The following is a 26,499-nucleotide window of genomic DNA, read 5'->3' as shown; positions in this document are numbered from 1 at the left end:
TCTGCGGTATTGCAACCGGTCATCAGGCCGGTTAAATTTGTAATTAAAATCTTGTCATGAAAAGAATATTTACGATACTGGCTGTACTGCTCATTAGCTTAACCGCCTGCAAGAAAGGCCGGGTGTCAAAAGACCCATCTGTTAACGATCCAGGTTCCACTACCCAGGAACCGGTTATCGCTTATGGAAACCTCAACGGTACCATCTTCCCGGCCGGAGCTGCTGAGAAAATAACGTTGATCAGTGATATTGATCCCAATGTCGCCGTAGTCGTGCAGCTTGATGCTATTACCGGTAATTTTTACAGATGGGAAATTAAGCCCGGCAACTATCATCTCATCGTGTTGCCTAAAAGTGGTTACATACTAACAACAAAGGATTATCCTGTTCAAATAATAAAAGATCAAACTACTGCTATCGGCACCATAAAAGCGGATGAAAAAAGTCCGGAACCCGATAAAACGTATTCGTTTTCTTACAAATTAAACGGTTCCAGAGAAAGTTACCCTGGCAAGGGTACTTTCACCGGAACAGATCTTAAAATTACCGGAAAACGGTCTGAGGGCACTTACCAGAAACTCGGTTACTACACTTTTGAGTCAACGATCAGCGTTACCGGTGTAACGGGGCTTGGCGATTACTACGCTAAAATGACTTACGTTACAACTAAAGGTACCATAGGTTACAGGACCTGGGGAAGCGCGGCTGACGGCGGAAGCGCTAAAGTGACGGTTACCGCTATTGACCCTGTCAATAAAAAAATCAGCGGTTCTTTTACCGCCAAGCTGGCACCAATTGCCGGAACGACCGGGATCCTGACGGTAACTGAAGGAACATTTAATATAACATATTAAATATGGCTGGTGTTTCCTGGTACGCTTTAATCCTGTAATTCATCAAATTCGGAATAGTCGGCAGCGGGAGCATAAAATCATTTGAACAACGACGGTAAATGAGTATGATGCGACTATGACTGCAAAGGAACAGGCCACGTCTTTCTTTAAAATGGCCTTTCTGATTGGTCCCATAAAGGCACCAATCAGAAAGGCAACTCCTTGATTAAATTAGTAATTAATGTGTAATGCCTCATCAAGGCTTACATTGATGTTCTCTTTTTGTAATAAACCACAGCAATTCAGGTGTTGTGCTTTTTTCTATTAATATATTCATTTGGCCTAAAATAAATCCTACAACAAAATGAGAGGCTTCAAAAATTGCGATTAAGGAAAGCAGGCAAGAATAGATGTTATTGGGATTGACACCTCGAACCAAAATTTACGGAAATCATAAAACCAAAATTCAGTCAGAATATGGATGGGAGTTTTAAAATGGCGCTTATCACGCTGTTTAATCAATAATACACATTATTTCAATTAACAAATTCTATAGTTCTTATTTTGAGCTCGAACCAATAGAAGCACAATCAGTTCCAAATAATAAATGATGATTAATATATTACAAGTATATTTTTGTTGTGGGTAGAGTTTACACAGTCTCCGTAACCTTAATGGGCGCGAACCAAAAAGAGCCCCTATTGATTTAAACGCACATTTTAAAATGGTCCAAAATTAAAATAGGCCTTAGCGGGCATGCTAAGGCCTATTGCTCCTGAGGCTGGGCTCGAACCAGCGACCCTCTGATTAACAGTCAGATGCTCTAACCAGCTGAGCTACTCAGGAGTATTTCCTGATTTGGAGTGTGCAAAAGTATGATTTCTGATGTAATTTCACAATATTTGCACAAAAAAAAATTAAAAATATTTTACATGAGTTTGTTAGTTATTGGTACTGTGGCATTTGACGCGATCGAGACCCCGTTTGGTAAGACAGATAAAATTGTGGGAGGGGCTGCAACCTATGCAAGTTTGGCCGCTTCGTACTTTTACGACAAGATTAAGATAGTTGCCGTGGTTGGCGACGACTTCCCCACCGAAGAGATAAAGGACTTTAACAACCACCATATTGATACCGAAGGCCTGCAGGTAAAACAGGGCGAAAAATCGTTTTTCTGGAGCGGAAAGTACCATAACGATATGAACAGCCGCGACACATTAGCTACTGAGCTTAATGTATTGGCCAACTTTGACCCGATAATCCCTGAGAACTACCAGGACTGCCATTACCTGATGCTGGGTAACCTTACCCCGCAGGTGCAGCAAACCGTTATCAAACGCCTTAAAAACCGCCCTAAGCTTATTGTAATGGACACCATGAACTTTTGGATGGACATTGCCATGGACGACCTTTTGGAAACCATTAAAATGGTTGACGTATTAACCATTAACGATGCCGAAGCACGCCAGCTTTCGGGCGAATATTCGCTGGTTAAGGCTGCCAAAAAGATCCTGACCATGGGCCCTAAATACCTGATCATCAAAAAAGGCGAGCACGGTGCATTGCTATTCCATGAGAACCATATCTTTTCGGCCCCGGCCCTGCCGCTTGCCGAGGTATTTGACCCAACCGGCGCCGGCGATACTTTTGCGGGTGGCTTTATTGGCTATATGGCCAAGGTAGGCACCGTGAATTTCAACAACATGAAAAACGCCATCATCTTCGGTTCGGCCCTGGCATCGTTCTGCGTAGAAAAATTCGGTACCGAAAAAATAAGAAATCTTACCGAGCAGGAAATTAAAGCACGCGTACAGGAGTTTGTACAGCTGTCTACTTTCGATATAAAATAAAGCCTCTCCCAACCCTCGCCGGAAGGGAGGGCTTAATTTTCAAGTCTCCCCTACCGGGGGAGATTTAGAGGGGGCTTGCTACTAATACTCCAGCCACTTTTTTATTTTAAGGCCAACAGTATCGCCTTCGGCGTATTTGCCACTTTCGTCATTTACCACACGCAGCATGGTACCGTTATTCTCCAGTATCAGGTCTTCATAAAAACCTTTAAATAGCACCTGCTTCACCGTCCAGATACTGGTTTTCAAAATATTGTTCAGGCGGATCCATTCGGGGTAGATCACCACAAATTCTTTATCGGCATTGATCCCGCACGCCTTTGCTTCTTCAACGGTGAGCACGTTGCAATTGGTAAGTAGTTCGGCCGTATATAAGTTAAGCGGAGTTTGATACAGTGTTTTAGGGTGGCCATGTTCTACTATGCCGCCCTGCTTCAATACGATAAGTTCATCAGCCATCGAAAGTACCTCTGCCGGGTCGTGCGATACCATTACTACCGTAAGGCCGGTTTCCTTTACTATCTGCCTGATATCGTGCTGTAGCCCTTCGCGGAACGAGGTATCCACCTGGTTGAAGGGTTCGTCAAGCAGTAAAACTTCGGGGCGGGTAATAATGGCGCGGGCAATGGCTACGCGCTGCTTTTCGCCGCCGCTTAAATCGGCAACGCGCTTGTAGGCCAGCTGCATTATGTTCAACTGGGTAAGTACCTGTTCGGTTTTTTCCTCCTTAAGTTTTACATTGGTGCTGGGCAGCATGCCCGATACATTATCCCAAACGCGGGCAAAAAGGTTAAGGTCATCCGTGTGCTGGGTAACCATTTTCATGGCGTCGTGGCCGGGTATCAGTTTTTCTTCGGGTCCCCAAATGCGTTCTCCTTTAAAGGATACCGTACCGTTATCTGGCGAGAGCAAGCCATACAACAAGCGTAATAAAGTGCTTTTACCGCTGCCGCTTTCGCCAATTATAGCGGTTATTTTGCCGGGTTCTATCTCAAGGTCAATCCCTTTAACTCCCGATGCTTCCGCACCGCCATAACTCCTGCTTACCGAATTTGCCTGTAAAAAAGGTACATCTGCCATTAAGGGCAAAGATACAAAATTGCGCTACCACCCAATGCTCATCCCGAAAGAGAAATTGCGCAGCCCATCCTGAGCGGGGCTGTTCTCAAACATATTGTTAAAGTAGTACTTCGCAAACACCCCTATAGAGCCATAGCCTAACCTGGCTGATGCACCATACCTGAATTTAGCGAAGTGATAATTCCCGCTCAGCTTTTGGTCGCCGTTTTCTTTACTTTCCTGCTTAAGGCTGCTGCTCAACAACATACCCATTTCAAACCCGCCAACAAAATGGAACCTTCTCCCTTCATCATCATTATGCGTCCGGAAATCGAACGCAACCGGCACACGTATATAAGTGGCCGAAAGGCGGTTCTTATCGTATTTAACGTTATCGCGTGTATAAGTTAAAACGGGCTGGTCGCGCAGGATGGTAACACTTTCGCGCAGGCGCAGGTTTGTCCAGTCGAAACCGCCCGAGGTATAGATCCTGAACGAGCTGTTAAAACGGTAGCTTAGCTGCAATACATCGAAGCCAATGTTGCTGCTCCGCCACGAGCGGTAGTTTAAAAAATCGTTTGTTGGCGACAGCTTAAAGCTGCCGTTATCATTCAGGGTGGTTAACCCGATATCAAACCGGGTAAAGGTAAGCCCGAACGAAAAGCCCGGCGCTTTTGAAGCATAGCTTGTTGTATCGTTAATTGATACCTGTGTGGCATCGTCGCCAAAGCCAAGTCTAATATGTGTGCGGCGTGTTTTGGTGGTATCGGTGTTAACAGAATCGGTTTGCGCGGATGCAATGGTTGCAGTTAAGCATATCAGTGCTGTAAAAATCAGGCGTTTCATATGTGGTATAATAATAATCTATCGTTCTTGTTTTTTAATTTTTATAAAGCCCAGGTTAAGGCCGCTCACTACCGATTCATCCTCGTCCTTTGTATCCGAAAATTCTATCAGTTTATCCTTGCGCTTATCCACTTTGCTCACCACCGCGTTTATCAGGTCGCCAAGGTTGCGGATGCGGTGTTTTTTTGCGGGCGCGGCGGCTATGGTTTTGATATCTGCTGCCGGTTGTACAGCTAAAGCATTCGCCTGTAAAGGCACATCATCGGCTGCTGTTGGTTTTTCGTTCAATGGTGTTTGCTTATCGGGTACCACATACTTCACATCATCAGCCGGTTTTTGAATGGTTTGTGCCATTTGCGTTGCGGGTTGTAATATGTCTTCCTGCTTCACGGGTAGCACCTCATTTCTGGTGATGCTTTTTGTTTTTTGCTTGCGCGATTTTACTGCGGTGTTAACCGCTACAACCTTCTCCGGTTGGGGTTGTACTATGTCTTGTAAAGCAATAACCGGCTCTGTAACCGCCTGTGCAGGTTTATCGATCTTAACCGCGGTTATTTGTTCCGGCTTTTTGATATCCTCCTTTGTTTGCGATATGAAATAGAGACCCGCGCTTAGCAATATCAGTAAGCTTGCCGCAATGCTCAGGTATGTTTTCCATCCCGGTTTTTTAGCATCAAGCCCTGACCTGATCTCGCCCCAAACCTTACCCGATGGCTCAACCTCCAGGTTATCCAACCCGGATCTGAATAGTTGGTCAATTTCTTTATCCTGCATATTCATATTTCTTATTGTCCATTTTTAATACCTGTTCCTTTAAAATAGCCCGCGCCCTTGATAATTGCGATTTAGATGCACCCTCGCTAATGCCTACTATTTCGGCGATCTCCTTGTGCGAGTAGCCATCAATGGCGTACATGTTGAAAACCATGCGATACCCCGGCGACAGCGCCTTTATCAGCATCAGCAGGTCCTTAGCTTCCAGGCTGCTTGCGGCTGTGGCGTTTACAGATGGCTCGTGCCCGGTGTTATCAATATCAACTACCTGCATCATTTTGTGGTGGCGGCGGTAATACTCAATAGAGCTGTGCACCATTATACGCCTTACCCAGCCCTCAAACGATCCATCCCCGCGGTAATCATCAATTTTTTGGAACATTTTTATAAACCCGTTCTGCAGCATATCCTCGGCTTCCATTTTATCAGTAGCATAGCGCATGCAAACCCCCAGCATTTTCGCCGCAAACTGCTTGTACAGCAATTCCTGAGCCTTACGCTGCCCGGCCTTGCAGCATTTTACCAATTCATCTATCGTGCGCTTAGGTTCCAAAAACATCATTTAAAACTAAGATGTAAAACTGTTGTAAATGGTTGCATGGGTTATAAAATAATTTTAGCTAAATTTCCTTTGCCTTTTAATGGCTCAAAGTAACCTAAATTATATCTAATGAAAATTATTAACCTTGTGATCTCCGCCATCTTTCTTTTATGCTTACGAAGTGCTGCACAAGATTCCTCATCCAACAAATATATCCTGCTTAAACCCGAACGTGTTTTTGACGGGCAACAAATGCATACCAACTGGTATGTTTTAATCAAAGGCAATCATATCGAAGCAGCGGGTGAACCATCGGCCATCAAAATACCTGCATCTGCAAAAATCGTAGTGTTAAAAGGCCAAACAGTTATGCCGGGGATGATAGAGGGCCACTCGCATTTGTTTTTACACCCTTATAATGAAACCAAATGGAACGAACAGGTAATGAACGAAAGCCGGGCCGAGCGCACCGCCCGCGCTGTTGAACATGCAAAAGCCACCTTAATGGCAGGCTTTACCACCGTACGCGACCTGGGTACCGAAGGTGCCGCATATGACGATGTGGGTTTAAAAACCGCTATCAATAAAGGCATTGTGCCCGGCCCCCGCATGCTTGTAGCCACACGCGCAATTGTTACCACAGGGGCTTACGGGCCAAAAAGCAACGTTGCCGAGCTGCACCTGCTGCTTGGCGCCGAAGAGGCCGATGGCGTTGAGGGTGTATCAAGAGTTGTGCGTTCACAGATAGGCTACGGGGCGGATGTTGTAAAGCTTTACGCCGATTACTGGGCTACCGACGAGGGTGCCACCCCGACATTTACGATTGATGAACTGAAGGCTGCTGTGGCGGTGGCCAGCAGCCGCGGCAGGCAGGTGGTGGTGCATTCGGGCAGTGAAGAAGGCATGCGCCGGGCTATAGCGGCGGGCGTTAACACCATTGAGCACGGCGATGGCGGCACGCCCGAACTATTCAGGCTGATGAAAACTAAAGGGATAGCCTTATGCCCCACCCTTGCGGCAGTTGAAGCCAATGATATTTACAGCGGATGGAAAAAAGGTGTTGATGCCGACCCTGAAGACGTAAAAGCGAAACGCACGATGTTCAGGGACGCGTTAGCTGCCGGGGTTACTATTTGCATGGGCGGCGATGTGGGCGTGTTTACGCATGGCGATAATGCCCGCGAAATGCTGCTAATGGCGGAGTATGGCATGAAACCTGTTGATGTGCTGCGTTCTGCCACATCGGTAAACGCCAAAGTTTTTGAACTGGCAACCCTGGGCAATATAAAACCCGGTTTTCTTGCCGACCTTATAGCCGTTGAGGGCAACCCTGCGGAGGATATTAAAGCGGTTAAACAGGTAAGGCTGGTGATAAAGGATGGGGTGGTTTATTTGCAGAAGTAACCTTGAAGCCTAAAGCAGGCTACGGAAAACCAGGTAAAGATATTGTTCAATCTGTTCAAATTGGAACAATAAGCTAAATGCAATAGCATTTGGTTATTTCTTCTCCCTCAAATACTTGTAAACCTTCACAGCCGACATGATGATGAGGCTGAAAAGGATAATACCGATTACCCCGAAGATCCAGTTGATGGTGCTTTTTAGAACCACCAGGAAAACTATGGCAAACAGGATGATGGTGGCCAGTTCATTCCAAAGGCGTAATTGGGTTGATGTCCATTTGAAAACCCCTTTGGCCATTTGCTTCATTTTTTGTTGGCAAATGAAATGATAGATGATCAGCCCCACTACAAATAACAGCTTTATATGAAGCCAGGGCATTTTCCATAATGCTGGGTTAATGTAAAGCATGGTTACACCGGCGGCAATTACAAAATACATACTTGGCGTAGCAATGATCCACCAAAGCTTACGCTCCATGATCTGAAACTGGTCAGAGAGGATGGTGCGGGCGGGTTCGGGTTTATCCTGCGCCTCAGTATGGTAAATAAACAGGCGCACCATGTAAAACAGCCCCGCCATCCAGCAGACTACAAATATGATATGTATGGCTAAAACGTATTGGTACATGTTTTTAATATTATGTCATTGCGAGGGGCGTAGCGACGTGGCAATCTCTTCGCGTTCATTAACCAGGCGACGAGATTGCCACGCTATCGCTCGCAATGACATATTCTTTATTAGCATTTATATTCTTTTATCACCTCTACCGCGTACTTCACGTTATCAAACGGGATATCGGGCATTATGCCGTGGCCCAGGTTGAAGATGAAGCCGTTTTCGCCTTTCATCCGGTCGAACAGGCGGTAGATGCGTTCTTTTATTACTTTTTTATCAGCATACAATATATGCGGGTCGAGGTTGCCTTGTACGGCGATATTTTTTGGTAAACGGTTCTTGATATCCAGCAGGTCAACATTCCAATCGATGGAGATCACATCCGGTTTGGCTTCGGCCATCAGTGGCGCGAACACCGAACTGCCTTTACAAAACGATATCACCGGGATATCCTTCCTGTTCAGCTTGCTGATGATCTCCACAATATAACGGTGCGAAAATTCGGTATAATCATCCCATGATAATGCCTGCGCCCAGCTATCAAAGATCTGTACGGCATTAACACCGGCTGCTATCTGCAGGTTCAGGTAATCGGCCGTAACCGTTGCAATTTTTGATAAAAGCTGATGCGCCATTTCCGGATGGTTATGCAACATCAGTTTGGTTAGCTTAAAATCTTTTGACGATCCACCCTCAACCAGGTAGCTCATAACCGTAAACGGCGCGCCTGCAAAACCTATCAGCGGGATGCTGCCATTTAAGCGCTGCTGAATTACTTTTATAGCATCGGCAACATATTGCAGCTTATCGCCAACGTTGGTTTGCAGGTTATCGATATCTGCCTGTGTGCGTACCGGGTTGGCAAACTTAGGGCCTACACCTTGCGTGAAGCTCAGGTCGCCGCCCATGGCTTCGCTGGTAACCAAAATGTCCGAAAAGAGGATGGCGGCATCGATACCCAAAAGGTCAACCGGCAGCATGGTAACATCGGCAGCCAGTTCGGGTGTTTTACACATCTCCAGGAACGAGTACTTGTTTTTGATCTCCCAGTATTCGGGCATAAAACGGCCTGCCTGGCGCATCATCCACACGGGCGGTCGTTCTGTTTTCTCTGAAAATGCGGCTTTTATAAATAACGAATCTTTCATGTTTCTTTGAGAGTCAAGAATCAAGAGTCAAGAATCAAGAGCTAATTTGGTTGATTTCTTCTTGATTCTTGACTCTTACATCTTGATTCTGTTTTAGTGTTTCTTTAATTCCTGCTCAACCTTTTGGATCACATCCTTCATTTTGGCAGTTATATTGTCTTTATGTTTTTCGGTAAGCTGCAGGTAAACCCTTGCCTTTTCGTAATTACCGTTGCGTACGTTTATGTTTGCCACATGCACCAGCGCTGCCACATGGTCGTTTGCGCTGCGCAGCGGGTACAGGGCGGCCAATTCATAGTGCTGCTCGGCTTCGGCGTATTCGCGCTTTTGCAGGCATACCCCGCCGTATATAAACTCGTAAAAGCCGCGGCGGCGTTTGCTCAGCCACTCGGCTTTGGGCACTTGCTTCAGCAGGTTCTCGGCTTTGTCGTAATCCTTCTGGTGGAAAGCTTTTGCCGCCAGCACAATAGTACCCTGTTTAAAGTAGCCCCATATTAAAAACCCGATGAACATTACACATACGGCAGCCAGTTCGTAAACCTTTAACTTAAGGATAACGGCCAGCAGTATTACAAAAAGCCCGGTTACTAATATGCGTGCCCTGTTTGTAAACATCTATTAGTGCTGGTTGTCTGTAAATTTATAGCCCACACCGCGTATAGAATGGAAGTAAACCGGGTTTTTAGGATCGGGCTCAAAATATTTACGGAACGTCAGGATAAAGTTATCAATAGTACGGGTTGATGGGTACACATCGTAGTTCCAAACGGTTTCCAGTATCTGCTCGCGCGATACGGCCTCGTTACGGCGCTCTATCAGCAGCTTTAAAAGCATAGTTTCCTTTTTGGTAAGCGGGGTAATGCTTTCGTCGCCATTTACCAGTTCGAACGAGTTAAAGTGGATGGTTTTGTCGCCTATCTTGTAGCTGTTAAACTCTTTCAGGTCGTCGCCTTTTAAACTGCGTTTTACCAGGTTATTTACACGCAGTATCAACTCTTCCAGGTTAAATGGTTTGGTAAGGTAATCGTCGGCACCTTTTTTAAGGCCCGATATTTTATCCTCATTGGTATTTTTGGCGGTAAGGAACATGATAGGCACTTCCGAGTTCTCTAAACGGATGGTTTCTGCAACCACAAAGCCGTCTATCTCGGGCATCATTACATCCAGTATTACCAGGTTAAAGCGTTCCTCTTTGAAGATCTGAAGGGCTTTTTTACCATTGTTTGCTGTAGAAACCTTGTAACCCTCCAGCTCCAGGTTTAATTTGATGGCCTCCAATAAATGGTCTTCGTCTTCGGCTAATAAAATTCTTTTTTTGTTTGGCATGATCTCTATTTGTTTAGGTTAATCCAAATACAACTTCAAATACACTCCCGGCAGGGCGGTTGTCTTTAACTTTTATACTGGCCTGGTGTTTATCCAATACTTGTTTTACAATGAATAAGCCCAAACCAGTTCCTTTTGTATTTCGTGTATCTTCGCTGCCTACACGGTAAAATTTATCAAAAATACGCGGCTTCTCACTGTCTGCAATACCTATGCCATGGTCTGCCACCTGAAAGTAAACTTTGCCATCCTTCTCAAATAGCTTCACGTTTACGGTTTCGCAGGGGCTCGAATACTTTACGGCGTTCTCTACCAGGTTAGTAACAACCGATGTTAATGCAAATTTGTCACCTGTTATTTCAATTTTCGGCTCAATTTCGGCATTAATGATCTGCTGGTTGCAATCGCATTTGCTGATCTGCAGGCGGTTTACAATGCTATCCACCAAAACAGATAGGTTAAATTTAGCCTTAGGGAAGCTGTACGAGCGGTTATCAATTTTTGATGCCAGCAGCATGTTCTCTACCATATCATCCAAACGCTCTACATCAAGCAGCGATTTATCAATAAAGTTCAATATCTGCTCTTTTGTCAGGTTACGCTTTTGGATGGTTTGCAATAATATTTTGATAGATGCCAGGGGCGATTTAAGCTCGTGCGTAACCGAAAGCAAGAAATTTTTTTGTTGCTCGCGCAGTTTGGTTTCTTTATTTAAGGATTTATGCAGGAAGTAAGCCCCGATTAAAAACACGGTAACAAACATGCAGCCTTCGCCCAGTATCATGCCTTTACGGCTTGGGTTTAGGTGTACCAGCATATACCCCCACCATATCAGTTCTGCAACCGCATAAATGATGATAGCGTAAAATATTACAAGTGTCTTTTTCATTTGGCCCTCTCTAAATCTCCCCGATAGGGAAACATTATTTCTAATTATGATTTAAATACAATATCCAGACTATCAAATATAGCTGTTTTTGTGGTTTCTAAGTCGGCCGGTGTATGGGCGGCTGATATAAAGCCAACCTCGTAGCCCGACGGGCCTAAATAAATGCCCCTGTTTATCAGTTCGTGGTGCATTTCTTTAAATTTTGTCATGCTGGCCGGGTCAATATCTTCGGCTGTGGCAATGTTGTCCTGGTCAGTAAATGCAAACCAAAAGATGGAGCCGATGGTGGATACCCTAAACCGGTACCCGCGCTCTGCAACAAAATCCTGTATAGCTTTTACAAAACCGGCGGTTTTAGCATGCAGTTCGTCGTAAAAACCGGGCTTTAATAACTCGGTTAGCTGCGCTATGCCTGCCGCCATGGCAACCGGGTTGCCCGATAGCGTACCCGCCTGGTAAACCGAACCAACCGGTGAGATATAATCCATTACTTCGGCAGATGCACCATAAGCCCCTACGGGCAGGCCACCACCTATGATTTTTCCGTACGTCAAAATATCCGGCCGGATGCCGTAGTACGCTGCAGCGCCTTCAAACCCGACCCTGAAACCGGAGATCACTTCGTCAAATATCAGCATGGTGCCGTTATCGGTACAGATCTGGCGCAGGTACTCCAAGTATTCTTTGGTTTGCAATAATAACCCGTTATTAGCAGGGATAGGCTCGATAATAACGGCTGCGATTTGTCCCTCAAACTCTTCAAAGGCCTCGTGCAGGGCTTTTTTATCATTCAATGATACAACTATCGTCTCATCAGCAAAAGCCTTTGGTACGCCCGCAGATGAGGTCTCGCCAAAGGTTACCAGGCCCGAGCCTGCCTTCACCAATAAGCTATCGGAATGGCCGTGGTAGCAGCCTTCAAATTTTAAGATCTTATCGCGTTTGGTATACCCCCTTGCCAACCTGATGGCCGACATTACCGCCTCGGTACCCGAGCTTACAAACCGGATCTTTTCGATAAATTTATTATTGCCGAGGATCAGTTCCGCCAGCTCGTTCTCCAAAGCAGTAGGCGCGCCAAATGACATGCCCTTTTGCATTACCTCGGTAACCTTATTACGTACAGCAGCATTATTATGCCCTAAAATAAGCGGCCCCCACGAGCAGCAAAAATCTATAAACTCGTTACCGTCCGCATCCCATATGTGGCTGCCATCGCCTTTCTCGATAAAAAGCGGGGTACCGTAAACAGATTTAAACGCCCTTACCGGTGAGTTTACCCCACCCGGGAAATAGGTCTTCGCTTTTTCGTACAGTGCTGCAGATTTTGCTCTGCTTATATCAGGTTTATTCATTTAGCCCCCTCTAAATCTCCCCCGGTAGGGGAGACTTTTTGTTTTCTTTTAATATTACATTCATAAGCCCTCCCCTTCGGGGAGGGTTTGGGTGGGGCTTTCTAAAGCCACTTATTCGCCAACACCTCTTTAGCGTGGTACGTCAGTATCGCGCTGGCGCCGGCACGGCGGATGCTGGTGAGCACTTCCATCGTAGCACGTTGCTCGTTCAGCCAGCCTTTTTGTACGGCAGCTTTGATCATGGCGTATTCGCCGCTTACGTTGTAGGCCGCAACCGGCAGTTCGGTATCGTCTTTTATTAGCTTGATAACATCAAGGTAAGCTAAAGCCGGTTTCACCATCAGGAAATCGGCGCCCTCCGCTTCATCCAAACGGGCTTCTATTAGCGCTTCGCGTTGGTTGGCAGGGTTCATCTGGTAGGTTTTTTTGTCGCCGAATTTTGGGGCCGAGTTTAATGCGTCCCTGAACGGGCCATAAAAAGCACTGGCATATTTTGCCGAGTACGACATGATAGATACGCCGGTAAATCCGTTATCGTCAAGCATCTCGCGGATGTAACCCACACGGCCGTCCATCATATCACTTGGGGCAATGATATCAGCACCGCTGCGGGCGTGGGCCAAAGCCATTTTGCCTAAAATTTCCAGTGTTTCGTCGTTAAGGATCTCGCCATTTTCAACAACGCCATCATGGCCGTCGCTGCTATAGGGATCCATCGCAACATCGGTTATTACACAAGCTTCCGGGAACTCCTTTTTAACCGCACGGATAGCGCGCAGGTAAAGGCTTTCGTCGCGATGGCTTTCGGTAGCGTACTTATCTTTTAATGCCTCGTCGATATTAGGGAAAAGGTCGAACGAATGTAAGCCCAGTTTCATGCAACTTTCCACCTCGCGCAGCAAATTATCTATCGAATACCTATAGATGCCCGGCATGGATGCCACCTCGGTTTTCTGGTTCACGCCATCCACAATAAACAGCGGGAATATCAGGTTAGCCGCGCTAACATGCGTTTCCTGCACCATCTGGCGGATAACTTCACTCTTACGGTTTCTTCTTGGTCGTTGTAGCATTATGTTATCATTGGGTCACTGAGTCATTGAGTCATTGGCCTCAATTATAATGACCTAATGACGCAATGACCCAATGACTAATTATATCCCAAACACCGCCTCTGCCAGTCCAACTTCGTCGGGCGAGAAGGGCAGGGTATATTTTACACCCATTTCATCAAACTTTTTACCAGTTGATTTACCAATGGCTATCACCTTTTGTCCGGGCTCCAGCAGGTTACCGGCAAAGTAGGCTTCCACGTTGCTTGGGCTGGTAAACACCATTACATCGGCACCGCTTGGCTCTACATCTTCTTCCAGCACGGTTTCGTAAACAGGCAGGTCAATTATTTTTGTTTCGGCAGACAGGCCTTGCTGGATACTCCGCATCGGGTTATCCGCTCCCGGGAACAGTACAATAGTACCATTTGCCAGTTCGGCAAAATCGGCAGCTACGTCGGCGGTATCATTGCTTTCGCCAACAAAATCGGCAAAATGGCCGTTGCGGCGCAGCATATCTTCACTGCCGGCGCCCATCACCCCAAATTTTACTTTTTTGGGGAACTGCGGTGATAGTTTAAAGAAATACTCCACCGCGTTTTTACTGGTGAAAAACACCCAGTCGATATTTTTTAAAATGTATGAGTCAAACTTGGTGATAACCGGCACCGTACGGATCAGCGAGCGGGCTTCTATCTCGATTTTGTGCTTTTCCAGCGCACGGCGAAAGTAACTGGTCTCCGAAATATCGCGCGAGATGAATACCTTGTTGGGGAACTTCCTGTCCTTTGCAAAACGGGCAACAATTTTATCGGCAACACCATCAAGGGTATCAGCTTCTATAAAATACCTATCGGGAAATTCTTCACCATCCTCGGCTTTTGAGGTAAACACCTGGAATTTACCATCGTCCCGGCGGCAATAAACGCCGAGTGGTAAATGACAGCCGCCGCCAAACATTTTTAGTACGCCGCGCTCCAATGCCAGCTCTTCTGCCACATCAGGGTGGTTCAAGGCTTGTAAAGCTTCAAACAGATCAGCGTTGCTTTCGCGGATCTGGATGGCCAGCACACCCTGCGCAGGCGCGGGTATAAATTCGGTTGGCGTAAGTTCCTCCACATGAAACTCGCTCAGGTCGATTCCCAAACGGGACACGCCCGCTTTGGCCAGCATAATGGCATCGTAATTTTCATCGCGCAGCTTGTTAATGCGGGTAGGTACATTGCCGCGCAGTTCTTCTATCTCCAGGTCGGGGCGTGTGGCCAGTAATTGCGCCTTGCGCCTGTTGGATGATGTGCCTACCATGCCGCCAAATTTTACGGATAGTTTTTGGCGTACATCCACGCAATCCTTCAAGATCAACAACAGTTCAGCCGGGTCTTCCCGTTCTGAAACTGCTGCGATGATGAGTCCCGGAGGGTTTTCTGTCGGCAGGTCTTTGTGCGAATGCACGGCCAGGTCTATAGTACCTGCCAATAATTCTTCTTCCAATTCTTTGGTAAAAAAGCCCTTGCCTTCCAGCTTATCAAAGCTGAGGTTAAGGATGCGGTCGCCCTGGGTTTTTATAATTTTAAGTTCGGCGGTAATGTTTAAAGCGGCAAGGCTGTCTTTTACAAAGTTTGCCTGCCACAAAGCCAATTCGCTGCCACGCGTTCCTATGATTACTGTTCTGTCCAAAGGGATAAATTTTTACAGCACAAATTTAAATTTTTATGCACAGTAATATAGTATTAAATAAGGATATGAGAGTGGGCTGACTAAGTGCGTATTTAGTAAGCTGAACGCTTGCCTTGTGCTACACCACGAGTTACGCTACGCTAAACTCGCGGCAGCAACGAAAAAGATTGCTGTCGCGGGTTTTCAACCCGTGACACGGCATGGATAAAGCTTTCAGCTTTAGCATCATATTACTAATTTAACGGCATGAGCAGTAATTATAAATTTCACGACCAGGAGCGTCCATACTTCGTAACATTCTCAGTCGTGCGTTGGATAGATGTATTTACCCGAAGGGAGTATAAAGACATATTGGTAGATAGCCTTAAATACTGTATAAAAAATAAGGGACTTGAATTATATGCATGGGTTATTATGAGTAACCATGTTCACTTAATAATTAGCACGAATAACCAGCCCATGCAGGATATTCTGAGGGATATTAAAAGGCATACATCTAAAATGCTTATAAAAGCGGTTAGCGAAAATATTCAGGAAAGCAGGCGGGATTGGCTGTTATGGTTTTTTGAACGGGAAGGAAAACAGAATCCAAATAACGAGCAGTACCAATTTTGGCAACAGGGTAATCACCCTATAGAGTTGTGGAGCAATACTGTTATCGACCAAAAATTAGACTATCTTCATAATAACCCGGTAACCGCAGGGTGGGTTGATGAGCCGGAGCATTATCTGTACAGCAGCGCACGTGATTACGCCGATATTAAGGGTTTAATAGATATTTCGTTAATGATTTGATTTTGTTTGGTAAGCTGAAAGCTTACCTTGTGCTACACCACGAGTTATGCTGCGCTAAACTCGCGGCAGCGGTGTGGTGTTTTCCTGAGTGCACTATCATGTGTCACGTTGAGCTAAACTCAGTAGCTTAGGATTGTGCTTTAATGAAAGCCAGTCCGCTCAATTGCCGCGGAGGGCTGTTACTTTGTCTTGATACAAAGTAACCAAAAATCAAGTCAGCAAAAAGGCTTCTTGGCGCTCATAGCCTTTGCCCCCGCAACCGGGCAGAACCACGGGCTGGAATATTTTGCCCATGCTTCGCCGCACCAGGCCCACTCTTCAGCAAAATTTTCTAAGCCCTTGCCACGCTCAAGGCCACCATCGTTCTGCCCACTTTCGCCCGAAGCTGTTTTGCTGACGGGGGCGGAATTTTCTGAACCATGATTTATGGGATTTTTTTTATTTAAGGATTTCCCCACGCGTTATCGGGCGTAGCATGGTAATTTGATATAAAAGCCAGCGACAAGGAAATGGATAGGTTAAAAGTACTGCCCTAAGGCCACCTCAAAATGCGGCATTGGCCTGTTCGGGTAGCACAGGCATTGCTAAAGCACTAACTATCACAGAGCAGGACACAGCCGCGATTTTTCTTTGGTTACTTTCTTTTGAGAGAAAAGAAAGTAACATCCACAGGCTAATCATAAAGCATAACCATTCCTAACGAAGAACAAACGCGAGGAGATTGCTTCGCCGCGCAGGCACACACACCGGTTCGCAATGACATATTTATTGGGCATGGTTGAGAGATTGCTTCGTACCTCCCAGTGGCTTCAAGAAAATCGCTAATTATTATTGATCAATATATCCTTCGCCATGATCATGGGGACGCTGATATATTTTTTTTCCATGTAGTTCATCACCTTTTCCAAGATCTCGCGCGATTCTTTGTCAAGGCTTTGTACCTCTTCGGCAAACACGGTGTTTACCGCGTTGTTGCGGATCTCTTTGATCTTCTCGGGCACCTGGCGCATGGCAAGTTCAACTTTGCGCTGCTTAAGCATCACCAAATGCCCGGCAATGTTTTGCTCGATGATCACTTCGGCATGTACCAGTTCCTGGTAACGTTCCTGCAGGTTCTTTTTGGCAATTTCGTTAAGGCTGTGTACCTCAATAAAGTTTACATCAAACTGCTCCAATACTTCGGGGGCTGTATCATTAGGGATGGCCAGGTCGACAATGGTTTTTTTATCAGTATCGCCGTTTAATAACGACGCGTATATTTCGGGGGTGATTATAGGCTCAACTGCCGATGTGCAGGTGATAATAGCATCAAACCCCTGTTTAAAGGTTTTTAGGGCATCAAGCTCATAAGCCTGGCCGCCAAGTTCGTTAGCCAGTTGCTGCGCCTTTGCCAGCGTACGGTTAAAAACCGAAAAGTTTGAAAACTTATGTTTTTGCAGGTATTTTGAAATATTGCGGTTGGTTTCGCCTGCGCCGATGATCAGTACACGGGCATTCGAGCAAAGTTTCAGGTCCTTTAACTTGCGGTAAGCCAGCGATACAACCGATATAGGGTTTTTAGAGATATTGGTATTGGTGTAAACCTCTTTAGCGGTTTTAACCACACATTCCATTACCAGCCGAAGTTTATCGCCGGTAAGGCCTGCCCCGCGGCAGTCGTCATATGCTTTGCGCAGCTGGGCCAATATTTCTTTTTCGCCAACTATCAGGCTCTCTAACGAGCATGAGGTACGCAGCAAATGGTTAAGCGCTTCCTGCCCTTCGTAAATAGAAGCGGCATCTAAAAAAGCTTTGGTAGAGTGTGTACAAAGGCCCATTTGCATCTCGGTCAAAAAAGCCTCGGCAAATTCCCTGTCAACCTTTTGCTGGGTTGATAATACAAACTCAACGCGGTTACAGGTTGATAAGTAAAAGATCTCATCAATGCCAAAATGGGCTTTAGCTGCATGAAGTTTTTCGGAAGTGTTCTCCTGGCATAGCACCAATCGTCCCAGTTCCTTCAGCTCAATCTGTTTATGTGTAAAAGCAATAACTTTTAAATACTTCAAAGCAGTTTTTATTTTGACCCAACAAAAGTAACATACCAATGTGCATGCAATGTCAAGGATATGTCAAACGCGTGCATTTAGAATGATTATAAATTAAATGATATCGATAATATTAGCCATCCAATTTTATGATATTATCGTTTTTAGAAGTAGATATGCCCCAAAAAATAAAAATCTTAAAAAAAATCAGTCTTGTAATTTTAGTGCTCGGTTATTTAGCTGCCGGGGCCAATCATTTTTACAACCCGCAATCGTATTACCGCATTATTCCGTCTTATTTACCCTTCCCGGTTGTGTTAAACGCATTAGCCGGCTTTTTCGAGATCCTTTTTGCCCTAATGTTAATACGGCCAAAAACACGTAAGGTTGCTTCGTGGGGCATTGTACTATTGTTGATAGCCTTTTTGCCGGTGCATATAACCATGCTTACAGATGCGCCTTTAAAGGTAGGCAACCTGTTGGTTACTCCTACTATTGCATGGGCGAGGCTGCTGTTGCAACCGGTGCTGATATTGTGGGCGTGGTGGCATGCTAAGTTGTAAGTCTAAAGTCCGCGTAGTCTGTATAAAAAAAAGCCGACTTACGACTAAGAACTTCAGACTTACGACTTTGTACAAAACATTCCTCCCCTAAGTCGGTTACAGGAAAATGGATCTGCAAAGTATTGAATTACGCACACTGGAAGTACAGGACTACCAGGAACTAAAAAAATCAATGAAATCTGCCTACCTGGATATGGACGACGACCATTGGGATCTCGCCTCTATCCGGAAGCTGATCAAGCTTTTTCCCGACGGGCAGGTTTGCGTTACCGTAAATGGCGAGGTTGTTGGCTGCGCCTTATCCATCATTGTGGATTACACCAAGTTTGGAGATAACCACACTTACAAACAAATTACCGGCGGCGGCAGCTTTAAAACACATACCGATAAAGGGGATGTGTTATACGGCATCGAGGTATTTATACACCCAAAATACCGCGGCCTGCGCCTGGCCCGCCGCTTATACGATGCCCGTAAGGCCCTTTGCGAAAAGCTGAACCTGAAGAGCATTATCGCCGGCGGCCGTATCCCCAACTATCAAAAATTTCAGAGCGAATTAACGCCGAGGCAATACATCGATAAAGTAAAATACAAGGAGATCTTCGACCCTACCCTGTCGTTCCAGCTATCGAATGATTTTCACGTACGTAAAATACTGCGCAACTATTTACCCGAGGATGCCCGCTCAAAAGGTTTTGCTACGCTGATAGAATGGAACAACGTTTATTACGAAGAGATAAGCACCGTAATTAACCAAAAAACCGTGGTGCGTATTGGTTTGGTGCAATGGCAGATGCGCCCCTATAGCAACATAAGCGAACTGATGAAGCACGCCGAATATTTTGTGGATGCCGTAAGCGATTACCAGTCGGATTTTATTTTGTTCCCCGAGCTTTTTAACACCCCGCTCATGGCCGAGTATAACCACATGGATGCCGCTAAGGCCATGCGCGAACTGGCCAAATTTACCAAGCCCATTACCGAGGCCTTTACTAAACTTGCCGTATCGTACAATGTAAATATCATCGCCGGAAGTATGCCCAAGATAGAGGACGATTCGTTATACAACGTGTCGTACCTGTTCCGGCGCAACGGCAGCATGGAAGAGAGTGTTAAGCTGCACCCCACCCCTTCCGAGATCAACTCCTGGGGGATGCGGGGCGGCAGCGACCTTAAAGTTTTTGATACCGATGCCGGCCGGATAGGTATACTGATATGTTATGATGTAGAGTTCCCTGAACTTGGCCGCATCCTGGCCGGTCAGGATATGCAGATCTTGTTTGTGCCTTTCCTGACAGATACACAAAACGGTTACAATCGGGTTAAGTTTTGCGCGCAGGCACGCGCGGTAGAGAATGAGTGTTATGTGGCCATAGCCGGCTGCGTGGGCAACCTGCCCAACGTAAACAACATGGATATTTCTTACGCGCAATCGGCAGTGTTTACCCCATCTGATTTTGGGTTCCCTACCAATGGCATCCAGTCGGAAGCCACGCCAAACGCGGAGATGATCGTTATTGCTGATGTTGACCTTTCTACCCTGGGCCAGTTGCACGAGTATGGCAGTGTACAAAATTTAAAGGACAGAAGAACCGATCTGTACGGCATAACATTTAACGGGAAGAAAATTTAGCAGGCCATTGAGCGTGTTATGTTTCATTGCGAAACTGAACATGCTGAAGCCTTTACCCTCTTTGCGAAGCGGAGAGGGTAAAGCACACGGTGCTGCGGGGTGGTAAAATGACAAAGCAGTTTACGATAATTTCATCTTACCATTTTCGCCGTAAAAACTGTAATTTTCGGGCCATGATCGTTAAGCAGCATTATACCATTCCCGGTGCCAAAGGCCGCGGCATTACAGCCGATATTACCTACGATACTTTACTTCCGTATGCACCGTTGGTGATCTTCGCCCATGGCATACGCGGGTTTAAAGATTGGGGGGCGCATAACCTGGTTGCACGGTACTTTGCCGAAAACGGCTTTCGCTTTCTAAAGTTCAATTTTTCTCATAACGGCACTACCTCCGATAACCTTACAGAATTTGCCGATCTGATAGCCTTTAGCGATAACACCTTTACATTTGAACTGGAAGACCTGAAATCTGTTATTGATTTTGCCTGCGGCGGGTCGGCCATACCCAGGGTAAATAGTGTTTACCTGATAGGCCATAGCCTGGGCGGCGGTATAAGCATTGTAAAAACCGCCGAAGATAAACGTATTGCCAAATTGGTTACCATGGCTGCCATATCCAGCTTCCATAATCTTTGGCCAAAAGAAGCCGAGAAACAATGGCGCTTGCAGGGGGTAATGTATATGAAAAACTCCCGAACAGGACAAAACATGCCTTATAAATCGTCGCTGCTGCTTGATCTGGACGAAAACCCTTTACGGCTTGATATCCAGCTTAGGGCATCCGAAATAAAACAGCCATGGCTTATTGTGCATGGCGATGCCGATACCAGCGTGTCATTAAACCATGCTGAGCAATTGCACTCAGCCCAACCTAATGCCGAATATTTAGTTATTCCTGATGCCGACCATACCTTTAACGTAAGCCACCCCTATCAGCTGCCCTATCTATCAGCCCAGCTTTCGGCTTTTTGCGATGCCGCCATTTGTTTTTTTAATAAATAACCGTTACGCAGCCACCGTTAAGCAATCTTTTTAGCTTATTATACATTTTTACAGATACAAGTTTTATAATTGCCCATGAGTTTAGCCGGAGCCAAGAAAAACGGAAGAAAATTTTTAAATCCTATACCTACTGATGATGCCGGTTTCGGCAAGCTTATCCCCATTATGCGGGAATATGCCAAAAATACTGCCGAGAATGTTCCGAAAATCACTTTAGGGCCGTTTAAAACAGATGCCTCAATTTATCAAACACCTCCAAAAAGCGGCTTGCGCATAACCTGGGTTGGGCACAGCAGCCTGCTGATAGAAATTGACGGGACCCGTATTTTAACCGACCCGGTTTGGAGCCAGCGGGTTTCTTTTACCCAGGCCTTTGGCCCCAAGCGCTTTTTTCAGCCGCCAATAGCGCTGGAAGACCTGCCGCCATTGGATGCCGTTATCGTGTCGCACGATCATTATGACCACCTGGATAAGGCAACCATCAGGTTTTTTGCCGGCAAAAATATCCCCTTTATCACTCCTATTGGTGTTTGCAAGTACCTGGAAGATTGGGGCATCCTAAAAAATTACGTTAACGAGGTTGACTGGGGCGATAGCGTAATGATAGGCAATTGCAATATCACAGCTACGCCGTCAAGGCATTTTTCGGGCCGTGGCATCTTCAACCGTAACGAAACCCTATGGGCCGCGTTTGTAATAAAAGGCCCGCAGCATAATATCTTTTTCGGTGCCGATTCGGGCTGGTTTCCGGGTTTTGCTGAAATAGGAGATGCCTTTGGCCCCTTTGATTTGACGATGCTGGAAATTGGCGCTTACGGCAAGTACTGGCCCGATATACACATGGGGCCTGATAATGCCACTAACGCGCACCTCGCACTTAAAGGTAAGGTGATGATGCCCATACACTGGGGCACTTTTAACCTGGCGCCGCATGCCTGGTACGAGCCTGCCGAAAGGTTGTTGAAGTTTGCGGAGGAGAAAAAAATTCAACTTTTTATGCCCGGACCCGGCAAGCCAACCGATGTGAACGGTCCTTATAATTCTGAATGGTGGAAAGACTTTATGAGTGGCGTCAAGAGTCAGGATATTAGAGTCAGGAATCAAGAATAAAAGCTTAAAGGAGGCACCTCCGGAGCCATTGACTACTTTATAATCTGCTATAAACAGGCGACCCCTCCGGGGTCAATAAATTAAAAATAGCGATAGTTCCATAGGAACTACCTGTTTATAGTAATCTGCGAATGTTAACGGCCCCGGCGGGGCCTCCTGTTTGAATAAATCTCTATGCATGTCTTTGATTCGCATGATATTATAATGTAAATTTACTCATATGAAAAACATGGTATCATCCTATAAAATCCTATTTATGCTGATGCTGTGCAGCTTTGCATCGCATGCGCAAACGGTTATTCCGCTATGGGCAAAGGGCGCACCGGGATTTGAGGAACGCCGCGATGAGCCCGAACAAGCAAAAGACTACTGGATAAAAAACATTCATAACCCATCTTTAACCGTTTACGCGCCCCCGACAGGTAAGGCCAATGGCGCTGCGGTGGTTATTTGTCCGGGTGGTGGTCATCGTTTGCTTGTTTATAACTCGGAAGGTGTAGCGCCGGCCAAATTTTATAACCAGCTGGGAATTACTGTTTTTGTACTGAAGTACCGTTTAGGCCGCGATACGCTGTCGCCTTACAAGGTCGATATCCACCCGAAACAGGATGCTTACCGTGCCATGCGTTTGGTTCGCAGCAGGGCGGCCGAGTTTAATATCGATACCAACCGGATAGGCATGATGGGCTTTTCGGCAGGTGGCGAAGTGGTTGACATGGTTGCCTTCAGCGGATGGAAAGGCGACCCAAAAGCAGCCGACCCTATTGACCGCGCAAACGCCAAACCCAATTTTATAGTACAGGTTTACCCCGGCCCCGGCTTTGTGCCCGAAAGTATCCCCTCAGATGCGCCCCCTGCATTTTTAGTAGCCGCCAACGATGACGCCTGCTGCTCGTTGCCACTTATCCAACTTTTACAACGCTATCGCGATGCCAAAGTACCCGTAGAAATGCATATGTACGCCCGCGGCGACCATGCCTTTAACATGGGCACTAACCGCAAGCTAAAATCCATTAACAACTGGCCGCAGCGCTTGGCCGATTGGCTGGAAGACAGCAATATTTTACAGCCCGATCGGAAGAAGGTGCTGCATTAGGGTATTTTCTTGTCATAGATAACTCTTGCGGAACAAAAATTCTGCAATCACGCATCATTGCCGTCCCATTTATGGGGCGGAAAGCCAAAAATTCTTTAATTGGCTTTAGCCGAAATATAGAACTGTGGCTAAAGCCAGCATTATTATGCATCATATCCCGTTGACTAAAGTCAACGGCAATGATAGAATACTTTTTGCTTTGCATAAAAGCGGGAAAGGTTTTGCATTAATTTGTTTGTGCAGCGTTGAGGGTAACCCCTACAGAGCAAAAAATTAACTTCGATTTTTTCTACAAAGCGGTAGCCCCATGGGGCAATTATTGTTTGTTATGGGAAGCCTCTGATTTTCCTTCTGTCCTGTAGGGACAAACGCTTTGTAGCAATAACCTAACCCGCTATTCCGTACCGTAGGTACGCCGCCTTTCCTTACAGGGCCGCCTTTAGAAGAGCCTGCAAGTATGATAACATTATAAATAATAGAATTGGTGGCACTGTTTTGTCAGTACCCCAACCGTCAACTACCTGATTATAAGGTATTAATATTTATTACAGTGGTTGTGTGTATCGTGAACGTGAACATTTTACAGAAGGAATGGTGATCAAAAACGGCTAACCAGCAATGTTTGGTTCTACAAAAACGTATTCTTAATTTATGCGTTATAACTAAAAGGAGATAAAGCTATGGCAAACTTCCAGGATATTATTGCGTCGGATAAACCGGTGCTGGTCGATTTTTCGGCAGAGTGGTGCGGGCCCTGTAAAATGATGCCACCGATCTTAAAACAGGTTAAAGATGCCTTAGGCGATAAGGTAACCATCATTAAAATTGACATTGATAAAAACCCTGCAGCAGCCAGTGCTTACCGGGTGCAAAGTGTACCAACCCTAATGGTATTTCAAAACGGCGAAAGCAAATGGCGGCAAAGTGGCGTAATGCAGGCCGGTCCGCTGCAGCAAATTATCCAGCAATACATCAAGCCTTAAAGCTACAAATAACTTAACCACCATTGGGTGTGTGTTTTTTTGTAATTGGAGAACCATCTGCAAGGATAATAAAGCGATAATATTATTGCCAGCCAGATCAGGTATATCCAGCCAATGCTAAAACCAAACCCCGGCGGTGTAAACAGGAACGGATTGTTCGGCGTAACAATTTGCGAGGGTTTAAATCCTTGCAAAAAGAATACAACTATTGTAATTACCCTTATCAGATAAAAATGCAGCACATAATAAAAAAATGGTACGCTGCCATACACCTTGAAAAACCCTGCCAGTTTGCCTGCGGATTTTTCTGTTAATGCCAGTATCAATAATGCACCGGATAATGTAAGGCAAACAAACAGCAGCGAAGGTGGATATTTGCTTATGCTGAGGAACGACATTAAAGTAAACACCCCATTCTTTTGTACCGACCATGGTGCCGGGTCGCCATAGGCATTTATAAACCGCAGGGCTACAAACACCGCGAATAGAAATATCGCTACGTATAGGAGCATCCTTTTCCTGTCTGCCTGCTGGTGTTTGGCCTGGTAAAGGCTTCCAAAAGCATAACCTAAAAACATCACACCCGTCCATGGGATAATGGCGTACAGGTCGAAAATAAAATGGGATTTATCTAAAATAAATACCGTTCCCCTTGCGGTAAAAAACATTTTCATTAAAATGTCACCAGTGCTATTTGGCACCAGCGTAATGGTGCTTAATAGCTGATGGCTTGCAATTATCGCCAGCCCTATTAATCCTATCGCGCGCAGCGGTAACTTTATCATCAGGGCCAGCAATATCATGCTGATTGCAATAGCCCATATCACCTGCAATACTATTGCATTGTAAAGTGGGTTAAGCGACAAAGCAAACGTAACCAGTACAACTTCTACCAATATAAGCCATAAGCCGCGCTTGAGTAAAAAGCCGCTCAATTCGCCCTTAGTACGGCGCGTGCCGGCAAGGTAGGCTGATAATCCACTTAAAAACACAAAAGTCGGCGCGCAAAAATGGGTTGCCAGGCGCGTGAAGAATATTAGCGGCGTAGTTGTGGCAAGGTTGCTTGGGTCGGTTGAAATAGCACCGATGTTAAAATACTCACGCGTATGGTCTACCGCCATGATCAGCATAATAATGCCGCGTAAAATATCGATGGATTGTACCCTTTGTTTGGTGGATAAGCTTGCCGTCATGATGCAATACAGGTTTACGACCTGAAATTACAGAATTTAGCTTACAAATAAAAAGTGGCTATTTAGTTTCGGCGACCGGTGCTTCCTGCTTATCGGCGGGCTTGCGCAGGTAAAACCACGATAGCAGATACAGGCATAGCAGGCCTAATAAAAAGCCACCCACTACATCGGTAAACCAATGCGCGCCCATGTATATGCGCGAGAACGGGATGGTAAGTATCAGAAACAGGCTTATAACACCAACACTATACCTGAGCACTTTTGGCAGATGATCCAGCTGAAACATCAACAGCATCATAAAGCCAAAAAACACCACGTAAAATAACATATGCCCGCTCGGGAAGCTTTGCTGGGCGGTATCATGGAGTATTCGCACCAAATCTTTTGAGGGCCTGGGCCGGTTAACCAATGCTTTTACTATGGTACTTATTAAACTCGCCAAACCCGTAGCGAGCACGTAAGCGGCCGCTTTTTTATATTTAAACAGGAAAAATATAACGCTGGTTACCGCTACCATTATTACCGATTCGGGCATATAACCCGGTGTACTTATCAGGTACATCAGTTGGTCGAAAAACGCGTTTTGATGTTCCTGGATCTCGTGCGAAACCCTGACATCTATAGACATAGCCGGATACAGCACCACCAGTACAGACAACCCAATAAACCCGGCGATGATGAGGGTTAGTACTAACAGCAGTATGTGCTGCCTGCGTATATTCATTT

26 protein-coding genes and 1 tRNA gene are annotated in these 26,499 nt (G+C 45.8%); 10 read left to right on the top strand and 17 right to left on the bottom strand.

Going from position 1 to position 26,499, the window contains the following annotated elements; genetic code table 11:
* Window positions 1-56: 56 nt before the first annotated feature.
* Window positions 57-854 carry a hypothetical protein gene (locus EWM62_RS08540; protein WP_129876237.1) on the top strand — a complete coding sequence of 266 codons (798 nt, stop codon included), beginning with the start codon at window positions 57-59 and terminating at the stop codon, window positions 852-854.
* Between the two features lie 751 nt (window positions 855-1,605).
* Here EWM62_RS08540 and EWM62_RS08535 read toward each other — a convergent pair.
* Window positions 1,606-1,679 (bottom strand) — tRNA-Asn (locus EWM62_RS08535).
* Window positions 1,680-1,765: 86 nt separating this feature from the next.
* On the opposite strand from EWM62_RS08535, the gene EWM62_RS08530 reads away from it, so the two are divergent.
* Window positions 1,766-2,683, top strand: coding sequence for a PfkB family carbohydrate kinase (locus EWM62_RS08530; protein WP_129876236.1), 918 nt, complete (start codon window positions 1,766-1,768; stop codon window positions 2,681-2,683).
* Window positions 2,684-2,764: 81 nt separating this feature from the next.
* On the opposite strand, the gene EWM62_RS08525 is transcribed toward EWM62_RS08530, so the two are convergent.
* From EWM62_RS08525 to EWM62_RS08510, 4 genes are read right to left on the bottom strand one after another with little or no spacing between them, the layout of a single operon-like run.
* Window positions 2,765-3,763: an ABC transporter ATP-binding protein gene (locus EWM62_RS08525; RefSeq protein WP_129876235.1), complete on the bottom strand. Its 999-nt coding sequence runs from the start codon at window positions 3,761-3,763 to the stop codon at window positions 2,765-2,767.
* Between the two features lie 24 nt (window positions 3,764-3,787).
* Window positions 3,788-4,588 carry an outer membrane beta-barrel protein gene (locus tag EWM62_RS08520; RefSeq protein WP_129876234.1) on the bottom strand — a complete coding sequence of 267 codons (801 nt, stop codon included), beginning with the start codon at window positions 4,586-4,588 and terminating at the stop codon, window positions 3,788-3,790.
* Between the two features lie 18 nt (window positions 4,589-4,606).
* Window positions 4,607-5,368 (bottom strand): hypothetical protein, encoded by a 762-nt coding sequence (locus EWM62_RS08515; protein WP_162499807.1) that lies wholly within the window; start codon window positions 5,366-5,368, stop codon window positions 4,607-4,609.
* Window positions 5,352-5,924 carry an RNA polymerase sigma factor gene (locus EWM62_RS08510; protein WP_394342856.1) on the bottom strand — a complete coding sequence of 191 codons (573 nt, stop codon included), beginning with the start codon at window positions 5,922-5,924 and terminating at the stop codon, window positions 5,352-5,354. Before EWM62_RS08510 ends, EWM62_RS08515 begins: the two co-directional genes overlap by 17 nt.
* A 108-nt stretch (window positions 5,925-6,032) precedes the next feature.
* Between EWM62_RS08510 and EWM62_RS08505 the strand changes: the two genes are divergently transcribed.
* The gene (locus EWM62_RS08505; RefSeq protein WP_129876232.1) at window positions 6,033-7,307 is read left to right on the top strand and encodes a metal-dependent hydrolase family protein; all 1,275 of its coding nucleotides are present in this window, start codon (window positions 6,033-6,035) and stop codon (window positions 7,305-7,307) included.
* Window positions 7,308-7,400: 93 nt separating this feature from the next.
* Here the strand turns inward: EWM62_RS08505 and hemJ are convergent, their stop codons facing one another.
* From hemJ to hemC, 8 genes are all read right to left on the bottom strand, one after another.
* Entirely contained in the window at window positions 7,401-7,934 is a 534-nt protein-coding gene (hemJ, locus tag EWM62_RS08500) for a protoporphyrinogen oxidase HemJ (RefSeq protein WP_129876231.1), read from the bottom strand.
* A 110-nt stretch (window positions 7,935-8,044) separates the two neighbouring features.
* Window positions 8,045-9,070 (bottom strand): uroporphyrinogen decarboxylase, encoded by a 1,026-nt coding sequence (gene hemE / locus EWM62_RS08495; protein ID WP_129876230.1) that lies wholly within the window; start codon window positions 9,068-9,070, stop codon window positions 8,045-8,047.
* Between the two features lie 93 nt (window positions 9,071-9,163).
* Window positions 9,164-9,685 (bottom strand): tetratricopeptide repeat protein, encoded by a 522-nt coding sequence (locus EWM62_RS08490; protein WP_129876229.1) that lies wholly within the window; start codon window positions 9,683-9,685, stop codon window positions 9,164-9,166.
* 3 nt (window positions 9,686-9,688) lie between these two features.
* Complete coding sequence (locus EWM62_RS08485; RefSeq protein ID WP_129876228.1) at window positions 9,689-10,396, bottom strand: response regulator transcription factor; 708 nt, start codon at window positions 10,394-10,396, stop codon at window positions 9,689-9,691.
* 13 nt (window positions 10,397-10,409) lie between these two features.
* Window positions 10,410-11,285, bottom strand: coding sequence for a sensor histidine kinase (locus EWM62_RS08480; protein ID WP_129876227.1), 876 nt, complete (start codon window positions 11,283-11,285; stop codon window positions 10,410-10,412).
* Window positions 11,286-11,329: 44 nt separating this feature from the next.
* A complete protein-coding gene (gene hemL, locus EWM62_RS08475) occupies window positions 11,330-12,640 on the bottom strand; it encodes a glutamate-1-semialdehyde 2,1-aminomutase (protein ID WP_129876226.1) in 1,311 nt (436 codons plus the stop codon).
* A 101-nt stretch (window positions 12,641-12,741) separates the two neighbouring features.
* Complete coding sequence (gene hemB, locus EWM62_RS08470) at window positions 12,742-13,713, bottom strand: porphobilinogen synthase (protein ID WP_129876225.1); 972 nt, start codon at window positions 13,711-13,713, stop codon at window positions 12,742-12,744.
* An 81-nt stretch (window positions 13,714-13,794) separates the two neighbouring features.
* Window positions 13,795-15,369: a hydroxymethylbilane synthase gene (gene hemC, locus EWM62_RS08465; RefSeq protein ID WP_129876224.1), complete on the bottom strand. Its 1,575-nt coding sequence runs from the start codon at window positions 15,367-15,369 to the stop codon at window positions 13,795-13,797.
* Between the two features lie 246 nt (window positions 15,370-15,615).
* Between hemC and EWM62_RS08460 the strand changes: the two genes are divergently transcribed.
* Window positions 15,616-16,164, top strand: coding sequence for an REP-associated tyrosine transposase (locus EWM62_RS08460; protein WP_129876223.1), 549 nt, complete (start codon window positions 15,616-15,618; stop codon window positions 16,162-16,164).
* Window positions 16,165-16,379: 215 nt separating this feature from the next.
* Here EWM62_RS08460 and EWM62_RS08455 read toward each other — a convergent pair whose 3' ends face one another.
* Together EWM62_RS08455 and hemA are read right to left on the bottom strand one after the other, a co-directional pair.
* Window positions 16,380-16,622 (bottom strand): hypothetical protein, encoded by a 243-nt coding sequence (locus tag EWM62_RS08455; protein ID WP_129876222.1) that lies wholly within the window; start codon window positions 16,620-16,622, stop codon window positions 16,380-16,382.
* A gap of 363 nt (window positions 16,623-16,985) precedes the next feature.
* Window positions 16,986-18,212, bottom strand: a complete 1,227-nt coding sequence (gene hemA, locus EWM62_RS08450; protein ID WP_129876221.1) for a glutamyl-tRNA reductase — start codon at window positions 18,210-18,212, stop codon at window positions 16,986-16,988.
* A 203-nt stretch (window positions 18,213-18,415) separates the two neighbouring features.
* Between hemA and EWM62_RS08445 the strand changes: the two genes are divergently transcribed.
* The 6 genes from EWM62_RS08445 to trxA all read left to right on the top strand — a co-directional run bounded on the left by EWM62_RS08445 (window position 18,416) and on the right by trxA (window position 24,580).
* Entirely contained in the window at window positions 18,416-18,754 is a 339-nt protein-coding gene (locus tag EWM62_RS08445; RefSeq protein WP_238989308.1) for a DoxX family protein, read from the top strand.
* 106 nt (window positions 18,755-18,860) lie between these two features.
* Window positions 18,861-20,387 carry a bifunctional GNAT family N-acetyltransferase/carbon-nitrogen hydrolase family protein gene (locus tag EWM62_RS08440; protein ID WP_129876220.1) on the top strand — a complete coding sequence of 509 codons (1,527 nt, stop codon included), beginning with the start codon at window positions 18,861-18,863 and terminating at the stop codon, window positions 20,385-20,387.
* A 173-nt stretch (window positions 20,388-20,560) separates the two neighbouring features.
* Entirely contained in the window at window positions 20,561-21,391 is an 831-nt protein-coding gene (locus EWM62_RS08435; protein WP_129876219.1) for an alpha/beta hydrolase family protein, read from the top strand.
* 75 nt (window positions 21,392-21,466) lie between these two features.
* Window positions 21,467-22,501 (top strand): MBL fold metallo-hydrolase, encoded by a 1,035-nt coding sequence (locus EWM62_RS08430; RefSeq protein ID WP_129876218.1) that lies wholly within the window; start codon window positions 21,467-21,469, stop codon window positions 22,499-22,501.
* 220 nt (window positions 22,502-22,721) lie between these two features.
* Window positions 22,722-23,597 (top strand): alpha/beta hydrolase, encoded by an 876-nt coding sequence (locus EWM62_RS08425; protein WP_203235010.1) that lies wholly within the window; start codon window positions 22,722-22,724, stop codon window positions 23,595-23,597.
* Between the two features lie 680 nt (window positions 23,598-24,277).
* Window positions 24,278-24,580 carry a thioredoxin gene (gene trxA / locus EWM62_RS08420; RefSeq protein WP_129876217.1) on the top strand — a complete coding sequence of 101 codons (303 nt, stop codon included), beginning with the start codon at window positions 24,278-24,280 and terminating at the stop codon, window positions 24,578-24,580.
* A 2-nt stretch (window positions 24,581-24,582) separates the two neighbouring features.
* On the opposite strand, the gene EWM62_RS08415 is transcribed toward trxA, so the two are convergent.
* Together EWM62_RS08415 and EWM62_RS08410 are read right to left on the bottom strand one after the other, a co-directional pair.
* Entirely contained in the window at window positions 24,583-25,773 is a 1,191-nt protein-coding gene (locus EWM62_RS08415) for a DUF1624 domain-containing protein (RefSeq protein WP_129876216.1), read from the bottom strand.
* A gap of 58 nt (window positions 25,774-25,831) precedes the next feature.
* A complete protein-coding gene (locus EWM62_RS08410) occupies window positions 25,832-26,497 on the bottom strand; it encodes a phosphatase PAP2 family protein (RefSeq protein ID WP_129876215.1) in 666 nt (221 codons plus the stop codon).
* Window positions 26,498-26,499: the final 2 nt, after the last annotated feature.

It is taken from the genome of Mucilaginibacter terrigena, assembly GCF_004168255.1.
Taxonomy (GTDB): Bacteria; Bacteroidota; Bacteroidia; order Sphingobacteriales; family Sphingobacteriaceae; genus Mucilaginibacter; species Mucilaginibacter terrigena.
Note: the sequence above shows the minus strand (reverse complement) of the source record. Positions and strands in the feature narration are given on the sequence as shown.